The sequence below is a fragment of the Halomonas litopenaei genome (assembly GCF_017303055.1).
Taxonomy (GTDB): Bacteria; Pseudomonadota; Gammaproteobacteria; order Pseudomonadales; family Halomonadaceae; genus Halomonas; species Halomonas litopenaei_A.
Map to the genome: position 1 here is coordinate 115,150 of NZ_JAEKJT010000003.1, position 13,472 is coordinate 128,621.

Annotated in this window: 12 protein-coding genes; 7 read left to right on the forward strand and 5 right to left on the reverse strand. The window is 62.6% G+C overall.

Translation table 11 applies throughout. The annotated features are described in order from the left end of the window. Positions 1-83: 83 nt before the first annotated feature. Both JF545_RS04640 and JF545_RS04645 read left to right on the forward strand, forming a co-directional pair. On the forward strand, positions 84-1,514 hold the full coding sequence (locus tag JF545_RS04640; protein WP_206939737.1) for a PLP-dependent aminotransferase family protein: 1,431 nt from the start codon (positions 84-86) through the stop codon (positions 1,512-1,514). A gap of 30 nt (positions 1,515-1,544) precedes the next feature. Then, entirely contained in the window at positions 1,545-2,489 is a 945-nt protein-coding gene (locus JF545_RS04645; RefSeq protein ID WP_206939739.1) for a 2-hydroxyacid dehydrogenase, read from the forward strand. 119 nt (positions 2,490-2,608) lie between these two features. On the opposite strand, the gene yghU is transcribed toward JF545_RS04645, so the two are convergent. The 5 genes from yghU to JF545_RS04670 form a co-directional block, all read right to left on the reverse strand. Next, entirely contained in the window at positions 2,609-3,484 is an 876-nt protein-coding gene (gene yghU / locus JF545_RS04650; protein ID WP_206939741.1) for a glutathione-dependent disulfide-bond oxidoreductase, read from the reverse strand. Positions 3,485-3,637: 153 nt separating this feature from the next. Then, entirely contained in the window at positions 3,638-4,396 is a 759-nt protein-coding gene (locus JF545_RS04655; RefSeq protein ID WP_206939743.1) for an SDR family oxidoreductase, read from the reverse strand. Between the two features lie 252 nt (positions 4,397-4,648). After that, positions 4,649-5,758: an alkene reductase gene (locus JF545_RS04660; protein WP_206939745.1), complete on the reverse strand. Its 1,110-nt coding sequence runs from the start codon at positions 5,756-5,758 to the stop codon at positions 4,649-4,651. A gap of 580 nt (positions 5,759-6,338) precedes the next feature. After that, entirely contained in the window at positions 6,339-6,923 is a 585-nt protein-coding gene (locus JF545_RS04665; RefSeq protein WP_206939747.1) for a TetR/AcrR family transcriptional regulator, read from the reverse strand. Positions 6,924-7,288: 365 nt separating this feature from the next. Beyond that, the gene (locus JF545_RS04670) at positions 7,289-7,846 is read right to left on the reverse strand and encodes a DJ-1/PfpI family protein (RefSeq protein ID WP_206939749.1); all 558 of its coding nucleotides are present in this window, start codon (positions 7,844-7,846) and stop codon (positions 7,289-7,291) included. A gap of 210 nt (positions 7,847-8,056) precedes the next feature. Between JF545_RS04670 and JF545_RS04675 the strand changes: the two genes are divergently transcribed. The 5 genes from JF545_RS04675 to JF545_RS04695 all read left to right on the forward strand — a co-directional run bounded on the left by JF545_RS04675 (position 8,057) and on the right by JF545_RS04695 (position 13,435). Next, complete coding sequence (locus tag JF545_RS04675) at positions 8,057-8,740, forward strand: hypothetical protein (protein WP_206939751.1); 684 nt, start codon at positions 8,057-8,059, stop codon at positions 8,738-8,740. Between the two features lie 338 nt (positions 8,741-9,078). Continuing rightward, positions 9,079-10,005: a lysine exporter LysO family protein gene (locus JF545_RS04680; RefSeq protein WP_206939753.1), complete on the forward strand. Its 927-nt coding sequence runs from the start codon at positions 9,079-9,081 to the stop codon at positions 10,003-10,005. A gap of 97 nt (positions 10,006-10,102) precedes the next feature. Beyond that, positions 10,103-11,176 carry a LacI family DNA-binding transcriptional regulator gene (locus tag JF545_RS04685; protein ID WP_347401309.1) on the forward strand — a complete coding sequence of 358 codons (1,074 nt, stop codon included), beginning with the start codon at positions 10,103-10,105 and terminating at the stop codon, positions 11,174-11,176. A 112-nt stretch (positions 11,177-11,288) separates the two neighbouring features. Beyond that, positions 11,289-12,731, forward strand: coding sequence for an ATP-binding protein (locus JF545_RS04690; RefSeq protein ID WP_206939755.1), 1,443 nt, complete (start codon positions 11,289-11,291; stop codon positions 12,729-12,731). Further along, positions 12,728-13,435, forward strand: coding sequence for a response regulator (locus JF545_RS04695; RefSeq protein ID WP_206939757.1), 708 nt, complete (start codon positions 12,728-12,730; stop codon positions 13,433-13,435). Before JF545_RS04690 ends, JF545_RS04695 begins: the two co-directional genes overlap by 4 nt. Positions 13,436-13,472: the final 37 nt, after the last annotated feature.

The following is a 13,472-nucleotide window of genomic DNA, read 5'->3' on the forward strand; positions in this document are numbered from 1 at the left end:
AGCGTCATGACAATGACTGATCAATGCCGTCTTGCTGATACTAGCACTACGTATAAGCTCCCGGTCAAAGGCTTTATTGCATCATGACAATTGATCTACTCGGCCAACTCGCTGCCCTGATCGATGGGCTTCCCGACGACGGCCAGCCAAAGTACCTGGCCATTGCGCGGGCGCTGTCCCGAGGCATACGCTCTGGTGAGCTTATGCCGGGCACTCGCTTGCCGCCCCACCGAAGATTGGCAGAGCACATTGGCGTCAGCGTACAAACGGTATCTCGCGCCTATGCACAGGCCGAAAAAATGGGCCTGGTCCAGGCCAGGGTCGGCAGCGGCACCTGGATCAATGCGCTGGACGACAATCGCGAGTCCGCTTATCTGCGAGCCGGAGAGCCCCGCTCGGAACAGGCATTGATTGACCTGTCGATTGCTCACCCGGTATGCCCTCCCGCCCATCATCAGCGCTTTCGTGACAGCCTGCGGGAACTGGCCGACACGGCGCATCCTGACGTGTTTGCCGCGTGCCGCCCGATTGCTGGACTCCCTCATCAACGCGAGCTGGCCAGCTGGTGGCTGAACGAGCGGCTGGGGATGCCTGGCGAGCCGGACGACCGCATCCTCACCAACGGTGGCGCTCACGGCATAATGCTGGCCATTTCCAGCGTGGTGCAACACGGTGATCTGGTGCTGACCGAAGCCCTGACCGACCATGGGCTGATCGCCCTGTCGCGAACACTTGGCTTCCAGCTGAGAGGCGTCGCCATCGATGGTCAGGGCATGGTGCCGGAGGCCCTGGATGCCGCCTGTCGCCGCTTCAAGCCTCGCGCCGTGTGCCTGACATCAAGCCAGCTCAACCCTACCGGAGCGACTCAGGGCGAGGCCCGTCGGGACGACATTGCCGCGATCCTCGAGCGGCATGGCGTCTGGCTGATCGAAGATGACGTTCACGCGTTGCTTGAGCCCCAACCCCTGGCCCCGGTCAGCGCGCGCATCCCCACCCAAGGGTTTCATGTCACCAGCCTGACCAAGGCCACCATGCCGGGACTGCGCGCGGGATATCTGACCGTACCTCGCAGCCAGCTTCACCATACGCTGCCACGCCTGCGCGCGACCTCCTGGATGGCCACGCCGCTGTGCTTTGAAGTGGCCAATGCTTGGCTGGAGGACGGCAGCGTGGATCAGATGGCGGCTCATCAACGGGATCTGCTTGCCGAGCGCCAGCGCTTGGCCGCCCGCCTGCTGGCGGAGCATGGCCGCGCCTCTCGCCCCACCAGCCTGCATGTGTGGCTATCGCTACCGGGAAGCTGGCGCGCGGAGGAACTGCAGCAACTGGCCGAACAGGAAGGCGTGGCGATCACCACGGCCACGCCCTTCATGGTGGAGCAGACTCCGGCCCCGCGACGAGTGCGTCTTAGCCTTGGCGCCGAGCCGGATATCGAACGCCTGGAGGAAGGCCTCAGGCGCCTGGCGCAGCTGCTGGATGACGCCCCGCCCCCCATGATGCAGATTGTCTACTAGACCCGACCTACCGCCCGCAGAGGACTGTCCATGAAAGTTATCGTACATACCGACCAGGCAGACCAGTGGCAGCGCGCATTGTGCGAACGGCTACCCGGCGCGACCATCTGGAAGAGCCAAGACACGGATCGACAGCAGCGCGCCGAGGCCGACTACCTGGCCGCCTGGAAACCGGATGAGACGCTGATGCGGGAGTGCTCCGGCCTCAAGGGCATCATCAACCTGGGGGCTGGGGTCGATGCCTTGCTGAACAATCCGGCCCTGCCCCGAGATGTCCCGATCGTCAAGCTGCGCGATGCGGGCATGGGCGAACTGATCGCCGACTACACCCGCTATGGCCTGCTGCATTTCCAACGGGACTTCGATCGCTATCAGCGCCAGCAGCAGCAGGCCCAGTGGCGAGAACACGCCGTCATCGACAAGCAGGAGTGGACGGTCGGCGTACTGGGTTTGGGGGCCATCGGCGCCAAGGTCGCCGCCACCATCGCCGCCGACGGCTACCCGGTGCTCGGCTGGAGTCGATCGCCCAAGTCGCTGGAAGATATCGAGTGCCTGCACGGTGACGCTGGACTGGAGCAGGCGCTGCAACGCTCACGCACCCTGGTGCTGCTTCTGCCAGATACTCCCGCGACTCACCACATCATCAACCAGCGCAGCCTGGCGCTACTGCCCCAGGGTGCCAGCCTGATCAACCCCGGTCGCGGCACCTTGATTGACGAGGCAGCGCTGCTGCAGGCATTGGGCCCGGCCGATGACCATCAGGAGGGTCGTCTGCGCGGGGCGCTGCTCGACGCCTTCCCGGTGGAACCCTTGCCGTCCTCCAGCCCGCTGTGGCACCACCCGAGGGTTCTGGTGACGCCTCACATGGCTGGCCCTACCCCGCTCAACGAAGCCCTCGACCAGGTCGCCGCCAGCATCGAGGCGCTTAGCCAGGGCAAGGAGATCGAGACCGTGGACCCCGAAGCAGGCTATTGATAGCAGCGCTCATTGTGGCCTGGAATCGCTGACACACCCTTGCGAACCAGAAAAAAAGGGCACCTCATGGAGGTGCCCTTCTGCGGTGGTTGATCAACGATCTTGCATCACGTCACTGCTCAGCTGTCACCGCCGATCTTGTCCTGGGTGCGCGTGTCGAAGTCACTGGCATCGTGCCGTTCATGCAGCTGCTCGGCAGGCTCGCCGAAGGTGCGATTGACCATGCGCCCACGCTTGACGGCGGGGCGGGCATCGATGGCCTTGGCCCAGCGCAGCACGTGGGTGTACTCGTGCACCGACAGAAACTCGGCGGCATCGTACAGCCGGCCCAGGACCAGCTGGCCGTACCAGGCAAACGTCGCCATGTCGGCGATGCTGTAGCTGTCACCCGCCAGGAATTCATGGTCGGCCAGGTGGCGATCCAGCACATCCAGCTGGCGCTTGGTTTCCATGGTGAAGCGATTGATCGGATACTCGTACTTCTCAGGCGCGTAGGCATAGAAATGCCCGAAGCCTCCGCCCAGATATGGCGCGGACCCCATCTGCCAGAACAGCCAGTTCATGGCCTCGGTCCGGGCCTTGTGGTCAGTGGGCAGAAAGGCGCCAAATTTCTCCGCCAGATACACCAGGATTGACCCCGACTCAAACACCCGCGTCGCTGGCTGAGTGCTGTGGTCCACCAATGCCGGGATCTTCGAGTTCGGGTTGATCTCCACGAAACCGCTGGAGAACTGGTCGCCATCGCCGATGCGGATCAACCAGGCATCGTATTCCGCCTGGTCATGGCCCAGCGCCAACAACTCCTCCAGCATGATATTGACCTTCACACCATTGGGCGTCGCCAGGGAGTAGAGCTGCAGCGGATGTTTTCCGACCGGTAGCTCCTTGTCGTGGGTCGGTCCGGCGATCGGCCGGTTGATGCTGGCAAATTGACCGCCACTTTCGCCTTCCCACTTCCATACTTTCGGCGGCTGGTACTGTGTGTCGTTGCTCATGATGTTCCTTCACGTGATGTGGGCATCATCCCGCTCAGACCGGGATCCGCTGTCGTCATGTTCGTCGGCAAATCGAGTCGGGTGGCAACGGCGCCACCCTCCTCGCCGCAACATGACCCGACAGCTGACTCAGTGCCGATGTTCCCGCCTAGCTTACAGCTCCTGACGGGTCGGGCGCAGCACCAGCTCATTGACGTCCACGTCGGCCGGCTGCTCCACCGCAAAGGCGATCGCGCGAGCCACCGCGTCAGCATCGATGGCCAGGGTGTAAAGCTCATTGACCCCCTTGGCCGTATCATCATCGCTGATCGATTGGGTCAATTCAGTGTCAATGGCCCCAGGGGAGATGTTGGTGGCCCGGATCTCGCCACCGGACTCCTGACGCAGCCCTTCGGTCAACGCCTTGACCGCGAACTTGGTCGCGCAGTAGACCGCCGCGGCCGGGAATACCACATGGCCCGCCACGGAGGACAGGTTGATGACGTGGCCCTCGTGCTGTTCACGCATGGTGGGTAGAACGGCGGCAATGCCGTAGAGCACGCCCTTGATGTTGACGTCCACCATCTGGTCCCACTCGTCTACCTTGAGCTTGTCCAGCGGCGACAGCGGCATCAGGCCAGCATTGTTGACCAGCACATCGATCCGCCCGAACTCGTCACGCGCCAGCTGTGCCAGGGCCTCTACCTGCTCACGATCGGTCACGTCGGTCACCCGGTAGACGGCTTGCCCACCTTCGGCCTTGATCTCCTCGCACAGGCGCTTGAGGCGGTCGTCGCGGCGAGCCCCCAGCACGAGCCTGGCGCCACCCTTGGCCAGACGCTTGGCTGTCGCCTCGCCCAGACCGCTGCTGGCACCGGTGATAATGACAACCTTGTCCTGGATGCCGTCGGTACTTACGTTCTTGATATCCATGCTGATCTCCATTATCGATCCGTGAAGACATCGACGCTCGGTAAAAACACCCGTCGCCCCATGTCGTGCACGAAGCACGCCCGTCTGGGGTCGCTCCGCGAAGGCCTCAGAGCGTCACCGAATGCGTCATCGAGACTGTCGTTGAGAATGTCATCTAGCGTGCCGTTAAGAGTGTCATTAACGGTGTCGTGTCTAAGCGCCACCGCACCCCCGCGGGGTGCGGGACTCGGCTCTCCGGGGGAGCCGTCTTCATCACTGTTCGTCGAGAAACGGATAGTCGGTGTAGCCCGTTTCATCGCCACCGTAGAAGGTGTCGTAGTCCGGCTCATTGAGGGGCGCATGGCGGCGGAAGCGTTCAGGCAAGTCCGGGTTCGCGATGAACGGGCGGCCGAAGGTCACCAGGTCCGTCTTGCCGGCGGCAATACGCTCGCGCGCTTCGCTGGCGGTGTAGGCACCGTTGGCAATGTACACGCCGCTGAAGCTGTCACGGATGGCGCTGATGATGGCTTCGGGACGGCCGTTCTCATGATTGCCCTGGAAGGAATCCTCGACCACCTCCAGGTAGGCAATGCCAACGTCATCCAGTGCCGCAGCGAAGGCAGGAAAGGTCTCTTCAGGCTTCTGGTCGTGCACGTCATTGAAGCTGCCCGTCGGGCTGATGCGCACGCCGACACGCCCCTTGCCCCATACGTCGACCACGGCGCGCACGACTTCCAGCGGCAGGCGCAGGCGGTTCTCGACACTGCCACCATAGGCGTCAGTGCGTGCGTTGCTGTCCGACTTGAGAAACTGATCGAGCAAATAACCGTTGGCAGCGTGGACCTGAACACCGTCGAAGCCCGCCTCACGCGCATTGATGGCGGCCTGGCGATACTGCTCGACGATACCGGGCAGCTCGTCAACGTCCAGCGCACGGGGGGTCGGCACGTCGACCATGCCTGATTCAGCGCTGATAAACGTCTTGGCCCCCTCCGGCTTGATCGCCGACGGGGCGACCGGGTCAGCCTTGCCGGGCTGTAGCTCGGGATGGGAAATCCGTCCGACATGCCACAGTTGGGCATGGATACAGCCGCCGTCCTCATGCACCGCATCGGTGACCTTGCGCCAGCCTGCGATCTGCTCCTGGCTGTGAATGCCAGGGGTGAACGCATAGCCCTTTCCCTGGGGTGAAATCTGCGTCGCCTCACTCAGGATCAGAGCGGCGCCCGCGCGCTGACGGTAGTAGTCCACATTCATCTGCTGAGGAATATCCCCTGGCTGCGCGGAACGCGAGCGCGTGAGCGGAGACATCAAGACACGATGCGGCAGTTCAATATCACCCAGTGCCTGGGGGGTAAAAAGCGGATCCTGTTCAGCGCTCATACAAAGCCTCCTGATCAGTGGTCATCGTCTTGGCGTGACGATCTGGCAAGAAAATGAAAAAGGTCGCCGTTGTTGCTGGTGCAACGTTTTCACGTGACGAGAGATTCCGTTGGCTGTCCTGCCAATGCCATCACGCCACCGCTAGACAGCCTAGGTGAGTAGCGCTGGCCGCCAGCACTGGAGACCCGTCCTGGTTGCTGGCAATGGAAACTAGCCCTGACGTCGAAACCTGACGCCTATCCCGGAAGGGACTCACCAGTGACGCTCTCTATCAATACACTTAATGTACAACTATTGAATAGATTTTCAACCATGCTGTACAAATTTTTAGACCAGTCTATTAGTGATTGCATTCAAAAAAAAGCACCATGAGCGCTGCACACGTCCAGCGAGCGGAATGCATCGCCGGACGCACTTGTCGCGACGCCCGAACAGCGCGAAACCCGAGGCCTAAGCGCTATCGGCGAGGCGTCAGGACTGTGCCCAATGCAGCGGCTCATTCGTGCAGGCACGTGTTCAGTCTTGCCGCAGTCTCGCCGCGATGCTGCCGAAGCGGTTCACGCTCTCCTGCTCTTGCGGCTCAGGCCTTGATACACGCCAGCAACGTGTCCTCAAACTCCGACATGGGCGAGCAGGTCCTCATCATCTTGGCCCTGAGCATGGCACCCTGCCAGCCCGCCAGGATGAACGATGCCATCGCCTCTGCGGAGATATCGCTGCGAATCGTCCCTGCTTGCTGCCCTTCTTTCAGGCAGCTGGCAAAGTAGCTTTCCCAGCGCTTGAAAATGCCGTCAAGGGCGTCTCGCAAGCAGTCACTTTGGGACGACATCTCCTGTCCCAGGGTGCCAATCAGACAGCCGCGCAAGTGTCCGCATTCCGCCATGCCTTGACGCGCTTCAGCGAAATAACGGTGCAGCCGCGCAAAGGGCTCGTCAGAAGAATGCACCAGCAAGGCCTGGAAGCGCTTGTCGTACTCTTCCGCGAAAGACTCAACAACCGCAAGGCCGAACGCCTCCTTGCTGGCGAAGTAGTGATAGAAGGACCCCTTCGGCACGCCTGCCGCCTTGAGCACCGCGTTGATGCCCGTGGCCGTATAGCCGTGCTCGGCAAAGGTGGTCATGCCGACCTGAATCAACAGGTCTCTGGTGGGAGCTTTAGTCGTCATACATCGCACACTAGACCAGTCGTCTACTCACGTCAACCCCATCACAGGTGACTCCGCCGATAACCGCCAGCCTGACCACCAAGGCCCGAATAACGGGGCCTTGGCGTCGAGCAAACACCCACTTCATGGCCTCGCCAGCAGCACAATGAGGCACCGAACCGACCACTAACTATAGGGATACGCTCTATCGATGTACCTCATCGTTACCCTTCAGGGTTTCACAGCGACGCTTACTTGCGGCGCTTACTTGCGACGCTTACTTGCAGCGCTTACTTGCGGCAATCGATTGGCGACGACACCCGTGCGAGAGCCTCCTCCCCTGCATGGGTCTCGCCACCGCCCGCTGCTGTCTGCAGCAGCGCGTTCTACAGCAGCGCGTTGAACTGGCGCAACCACTCCGGATGCGCCGGCCAGGCTGGCGCGGTCACGAACTTGCCACAGGTGATCGCATCGGTCACCTCGAGGTCGACAAATTCTCCTCCGGCCAGGCGCACTTCCGGCGCACAGGCCGGGTACGCGGAGATGCGGTGACCCGACAATGACACCGCGGCGGCCAACAGTTGGGCACCATGGCAGACGGCTGCAACCGGTTTTTCACTGTCGACGAAGTGGCGCACTACCTCCAGCACCCGTTCGTCCAGGCGCAGATACTCCGGCGCTCTGCCACCTGGGATTACCAAACCGTTGTAGTCTGCTACGGTGATGTCGGCAAAGGTCTCGTTCAGCGCGAACAGATGCCCCGGCTTTTCGGTATAGGTCTGGTCACCTTCGAAGTCATGGATGGCCGTCTTGACCGTATCGCCTTCCTTCTTGTCAGGACAGACCGCATCGACACGGTGCCCCATGGCCTGCAAGGCCTGGAACGGCACCATGATTTCATAATCTTCGACAAAATCTCCCGCGAGCAGCAACAAACGTGCCATAAGGCAGACTCCTTGGTCGTTGGAAACGGCGCAGGGTCGAGGCATTGACCGAAAAGTCGACGAGCGCAGGCACTTTTCAGACCCGCCTCACGCTGACCATGCTGTCATGCAGCGTAACCACTGATCCGCGTCATCGCCAGCGTCGCGGAACCTTGTCGCGGAATCGGCCTCCCACAGTAAGCGACCCGACTTGCCAGCACGGATAACACCATGGCCTCTATTCTCCACTATCGCCGACTTGTCACCCACTGCCGCCAGGCGCTCGGCGCCAGTCTGCTGTGGCTGCTGATCATGCCTGTCACGGCACAGGCAGCGACGCTATCGGCCTTCGACGCTCGCTATCACCTGTCGGTGGACGGCTGGCCGGATGCCACCGTCCATCACCGTCTGCAGCCAGAGGGCGAACATTGGCTCAGTGATATGCGCGCTCGCGTCGCCGTTGCAGAAGGTCAGGAAAGCGCGAGGTTCCTGAGCCAGGGGGCACAGCTTCAAGCCATTGGTTACGCCAGCGGCTACAAGCTGCTAGGTATCGGCAAGCGCTACCAGCTCAATGCACCGCAGCTGCGGCAGACCCCTGATCGGCAGACAGCGTTGATTCAGCTGTCTCGCCAGGTACAGCAGCATGGCTGCTCGCCCTCCTGTGAGCTTCGCTATCTCGACCACAAGGGCGAACAGGAACGACTGATTGCCACCCCCATGGCGTCACGCAGGATGGAAGTGCAGGGACGCTCCATCGACGCGCCCAGGGTTCGACTGGCAGACCCTGACAAAGACGACCGACACATGGTGGTGACCTTTCATCCTGAGCTTGCTGGCCTGTTGCTCGGCGTGACCTATACCAAGCGGGGCGAGCAGGTCAGCGAGCTGGCACTCACCTCACTCACCCTTCCGTGACCCACCCCCCATCCCAACCGAGGTCGCAGACCTCCGCTCGGCGGCGCTTCCCCCTCTCTTGCACCGACGACGCTCTGCCGCTTTGGTCGGCTTTCCCGGCCGACCAAATTTGCATAGAGTAGTGCGCTTTATGTTGGCACCGCAGGTAGCGAGGGACTTGTCCCAGCGCTCTACCTGCCCATGTTGCCCGCGGCTATCACCCGGGCGCTTCGTGCTGCGAGTGGATCGCCCATGGGAGCGATCCAGCCACCCCTTATACCGGCCGACCATCTCCTTTTCTCCCTGCGTTCTGGGAAGCGCCGACAAGCACTCTATCTATCAAGCAAGGATGCACTTTCATGTTTAGCGGTCTGCTGATCGTTCTGCTGCCCCTGGTACTGGGCTACCTGATCCCCGTTCGCAGCGCTGCGGTGCTTGGCTGGATCAATCGAGGCGTCAGCGCCTCCATCTATCTCATCCTGCTGCTGATGGGCATCAGCCTTGCGGGTTTGCCAGACCTCGGCAACCAGCTGTCGCGCATGGGCGGCCAAGCGCTGACGCTGTTCAGCGTGATTTCGCTGTTCAATCTGGCAGCCCTGTGGTGGCTGTCGCGGCGACTGCGACTGGATCTGGGGAAAAGGCAGGTCGTTGAAGGTGCGCCCACCAGCAAACTGGCCGCCATGGCTGGCTCACTGGCGCTGGTCGGGGTGGTCGTTGCAGGCCTGGTCCTCGGCCTGCTGCTGGTCGGCCGCTGGGGGGCGACCCCTTTCCAGCTGGCGGAGCACCTCGCCGAGTGGGTGCTGTACCTGCTGCTGGCGTTGATCGGCTGCCAGCTGCGCAATTCCGGCATGCCACTCAAGCAGATCCTGTTGAACCGACATGGTCTCTACATCGCCTTGACGCTGGCAACGAGCTCGCTGCTGGGTGGGCTGGCGGCGGCCCCGCTGCTCGACCTTGAGTGGAACGAGGGGCTGGCCATGGCCTCGGGATTTGGCTGGTACTCGCTGTCGGGCATTCTGATCGGTGAGCACCTAGGCCCCGCGCTCGGGGGCGTCGCCTTCTTCAACGACTTGACGCGAGAGCTGCTGGCCTTCGTACTGATTCCTCTGGTCATGCGCCGCTATGCGCCATTGGCCATCGGCTACGGCGGCGCCACCTCGATGGACTTCACCCTGCCGGTCATTCAGCAGCACGGTGGCGTTCGCTGCGTGCCCATTGCGGTGGTCAGTGGCTTTCTGCTGTCGCTACTGTCACCACCGCTGATTCTCTTCCTGGTGTCACTGTAGCTTCAAGCGTCAGCGCCTGGCAGCGGACCAGGCTTACTGTCGGCACGACATCATCCATCGCAGCCCTGCTGGCGACTGCATCGGAGGACATCCCACCGTGAGCACGTCCGATCGCCCTATCACGCTGAAGGATCTGGCCCAGCGCCTCAAGGTCTCGACGGCCACGGTGTCCAATGCCTTCAACCGTCCCGATCAGCTGTCGCGCGCGCTGCGCGAACATATCCTGGCCGAGGCACGCCGCCTGGGATACCCCGGCCCGGATGCCCGGGCGCGCAGTTTGCGCACCGGGCAGTCGCGCATCGTCGCGGTGGTACTGGCAGAAACCCTTACCTATAGCCTGAATGACGCCGTCTCCAGCGAGCTGCTCAGCGGTGTCACCGAGGTCCTCGACGCCCACGGCCACACCTTGTTGCTGTTGTCGGGACGTCAGGCGGGCTCACCGCGCCAGGCCGACGCGCTGTGCCACCCGGGTTCCGCCAGCATGGCCGACGGCTTTATCGTCTACGGCTTGATGCCCGGTGACCGCCTGATCAACGAACTTCCCGCCCAACGACCTCTGGTTGGCGTCGATTTCCATATCGATGCTCGACCTACCGTGCACGTCGACAATGAACAGGCGTGCTACGCCATTGCGCGCCACGCTCTGACCCACGCGCCCCAACGTGCGGCCATTGTGAGTCTGCGTCTGACCGTGGAGCCGCATAATGGTCGGGTCAGCCAGGAACAGGACTATTTAAGCGCCGACCACACCATCACCCGGGCCAGACTGGATGGCTTCCAGCGCGCGCTGTCCGAGCAAGGCATAGCCCCTGACGACGTGCCGGTGTGGAACATCGATGAAAACGTTCACGCTGTATGTGCCCCCGTGATCGCGGAGATTCTTGACCTTCCCGCCGAACAGCGTCCCGATCTGCTCTTGTGCATGTCAGACCGAATTGCCCTGACCGCGCTGACCCTGGCCGAGCAACGCGGCATCCGGGTGCCGCAGGACCTGCGCCTGACGGGCTTTGACGGCATCGAAGAGGGACAGTACCGCGCACCTCGGCTGACCACAGTACGTCAGAACAGCATCGAGAAAGGACGCGTCGCAGCACGCATGATACTCGGCCTGGAGCCCGCTCAGCACCAGCGCCTTTCCACCCAGTTGGTGCTGGGCGATACCTGCCCCTGAACCACCGCCGGCGACAAGCTGCACAAAGGTTTCACCGTTAATGACGCCTTTTCATGCCGAGCAATGGCATGCTGTGCTGGAACCACTGTCATCACGGTCAAGGAACTCGCGCATGTCCGCGAAACGTCTGTTTCGCCCAGCCTTCTCACGCCTGGGACTGAAGCTTTTCGCCATTATTCTGGTCGTCAACGTGGCCATTGCTGGCCTGGTCTTCGTGGCCATTTCTCGTAGTCTCGATCAGGGCTTCATCGAATACCTGGATCGTTCCCAGACCCGGCGCGCCGAAACCCTGGCGGAGGGGCTGGGCGAAGCCTGGGCGCGGCGACAGAACTGGCAATGGCTACGCCAGTCACCGCGGGCCTGGCATCATCTGGTGCGGCGACAGCTATGGCCCGGCGACAACCTGCCACCGCTGTCGATTGAAGGTGACCTGGGGGATCCACGGGATTTCGTACTGCACGACGAGAACGGACTGCCGGTCATCGGCCTGCCACCGGACAAGGATGACATGGCGGCAGAGCTCCGCTGGCTGCCGGTCATGAGTGCCGGGCGCCAGGTCGGGACCCTGGGTTATCGGCCTCCAGAACAGCTGATGGCCCGCATGGATCGACTGTTTCTGGCCCAGCAGCAGCGCAACCTGACGATCATCGTGATCGCACTGGCGCTGACGTCGCTGCTCCTGGCAGCCGCGCTGTCGTGGTGGATGGGACGCCGCGCCCGTGGCATGGCGCTGGCCACCCGGCGCCTGACCGAAGGCGACTACAGCATTCGCCTGCCCGAGCGTGGCCGCGACGAGCTGTCGAGCCTGTCACATGACTTCAACGTGCTGGCAGAAACCCTGGAGGCCAGTCGTGAGGCAAGAAGCCGCTGGGTATCGGACATCGCCCACGAGCTGCGCACGCCCCTGGCGGTGCTGCGTGGGGAGATCGAGGCGATGCAGGACGGCATTCGCGCCCTCGATCAGGACAATCTGCACTCACTGTCCCAGGAAGTGGGACAGCTGGAACGACTGGTCGCCGACCTGCGCCTGCTGTCACAGAGTGACGCTGGCGCGCTCGAAGTGCAGCTAGCCCCGCTGGATCTGGGCGAGCAGCTGTCCTCTCGCCTGGATGAGGCGGAGGGCTGGCTGAGTGACCACGGCATCAGCCTGGAGCATGATATCCAGCAGCCCGCCTGGATTCGTGGTGACATCCAGCGCCTGCGCCAGCTTTGGAATAACCTGATCGACAACACTTGCGCCTATACTCAGGCTCCTGGGCAGCTCAGGGTCCGACTCGAACGCGACGCCGACGACTGGCTGCTGCGCTGGGAAGATAGCGCCCCTGGCGTCCCGGCCAGCGAGCTGCCCCGCCTGACCGAGCGGCTATACCGCGTTGAAGGCTCCCGCAACCGCGCCAGCGGAGGCAGTGGCCTTGGCCTGTCCATCGCCACCGCCCTGGCACGGGCCCACGACGCCGAGATGACTCCCTCTCCTTCCGCTCTCGGAGGGTTATGCTGGACCTTGCGTTTTCCGGCCCTGCCCGACCACCTGCAGCAGCACGAGGACACCGAATGACTGATAACGACGCCGCCACCGACACGATCCTGATCGTCGAGGACGAGCCCAAGATTGCACGCCTGGTGGCGGACTATCTGCAGGGCAGTGGCTATGCCACCCACCACATTGACCACGGCGATCAGGTCGTTGGCTACCTGAGCGAGGTCGAGTCGCGCCCCAGCCTGGTACTGCTGGACCTGATGCTGCCGGGCACCGATGGCCTGACCCTGTGTCGCGAGATCCGCCAGCGCTGGCCCGATATTGCCGTGGTCATGCTCACCGCCCGCGTCGAGGAAGTCGACCGACTGCTGGGGCTGGAGCTGGGTGCCGATGACTATATCTGCAAGCCCTTCAGCCCACGAGAGGTGGTGGCCAGGGTCAAGGCCGTGCTGCGTCGCAGCCAAGCCCGGCACACTGACAGCCAGGCCAATCACGACCTTATCCTGGATGAGAGCGGCTGGCGCGCCCTGGCCAACGGCCAGGATCTCGGCCTTACCGCGGTGGAATTCCAGCTGCTCAAGGTCATGATGCATTCGCCGGGCCGCATCTTTGCCCGCGAGCAGCTGATGGATCACATGTACCGCGACCATCGCATCGTGTCGGAGCGCACGGTGGACAGCCACATCAAGAAGCTGCGCAAGAAGATCGCGGACATCTGGCCAGAACGAGAAATCATCCGCTCGGTCTACGGCGTCGGCTACAAGTACCAGCCGGAAGAGTGACAGCGATCACCCGCCGACAACGCAAGAGGCCGCCCTT

Excerpts from the sequence above, each read along its gene's own strand:
- JF545_RS04660 (WP_206939745.1), bottom strand. The coding sequence starts at position 5,758 with ATGAGCGCTGAACAGGATCCGCTTTTTACCCCCCAGGCACTGGGTGAT.
- JF545_RS04675 (WP_206939751.1), top strand. The coding sequence starts at position 8,057 with ATGGCCTCTATTCTCCACTATCGCCGACTTGTCACCCACTGCCGCCAG.
- JF545_RS04645 (WP_206939739.1), top strand. The coding sequence starts at position 1,545 with ATGAAAGTTATCGTACATACCGACCAGGCAGACCAGTGGCAGCGCGCA.
- JF545_RS04680 (WP_206939753.1), top strand. The coding sequence starts at position 9,079 with ATGTTTAGCGGTCTGCTGATCGTTCTGCTGCCCCTGGTACTGGGCTAC.
- JF545_RS04670 (WP_206939749.1), bottom strand. The coding sequence starts at position 7,846 with ATGGCACGTTTGTTGCTGCTCGCGGGAGATTTTGTCGAAGATTATGAA.
- JF545_RS04690 (WP_206939755.1), top strand. The coding sequence starts at position 11,289 with ATGTCCGCGAAACGTCTGTTTCGCCCAGCCTTCTCACGCCTGGGACTG.
- yghU (WP_206939741.1), bottom strand. The coding sequence starts at position 3,484 with ATGAGCAACGACACACAGTACCAGCCGCCGAAAGTATGGAAGTGGGAA.
- JF545_RS04665 (WP_206939747.1), bottom strand. The coding sequence starts at position 6,923 with ATGACGACTAAAGCTCCCACCAGAGACCTGTTGATTCAGGTCGGCATG.
- JF545_RS04640 (WP_206939737.1), top strand. The coding sequence starts at position 84 with ATGACAATTGATCTACTCGGCCAACTCGCTGCCCTGATCGATGGGCTT.
- JF545_RS04655 (WP_206939743.1), bottom strand. The coding sequence starts at position 4,396 with ATGGATATCAAGAACGTAAGTACCGACGGCATCCAGGACAAGGTTGTC.
- JF545_RS04695 (WP_206939757.1), top strand. The coding sequence starts at position 12,728 with ATGACTGATAACGACGCCGCCACCGACACGATCCTGATCGTCGAGGAC.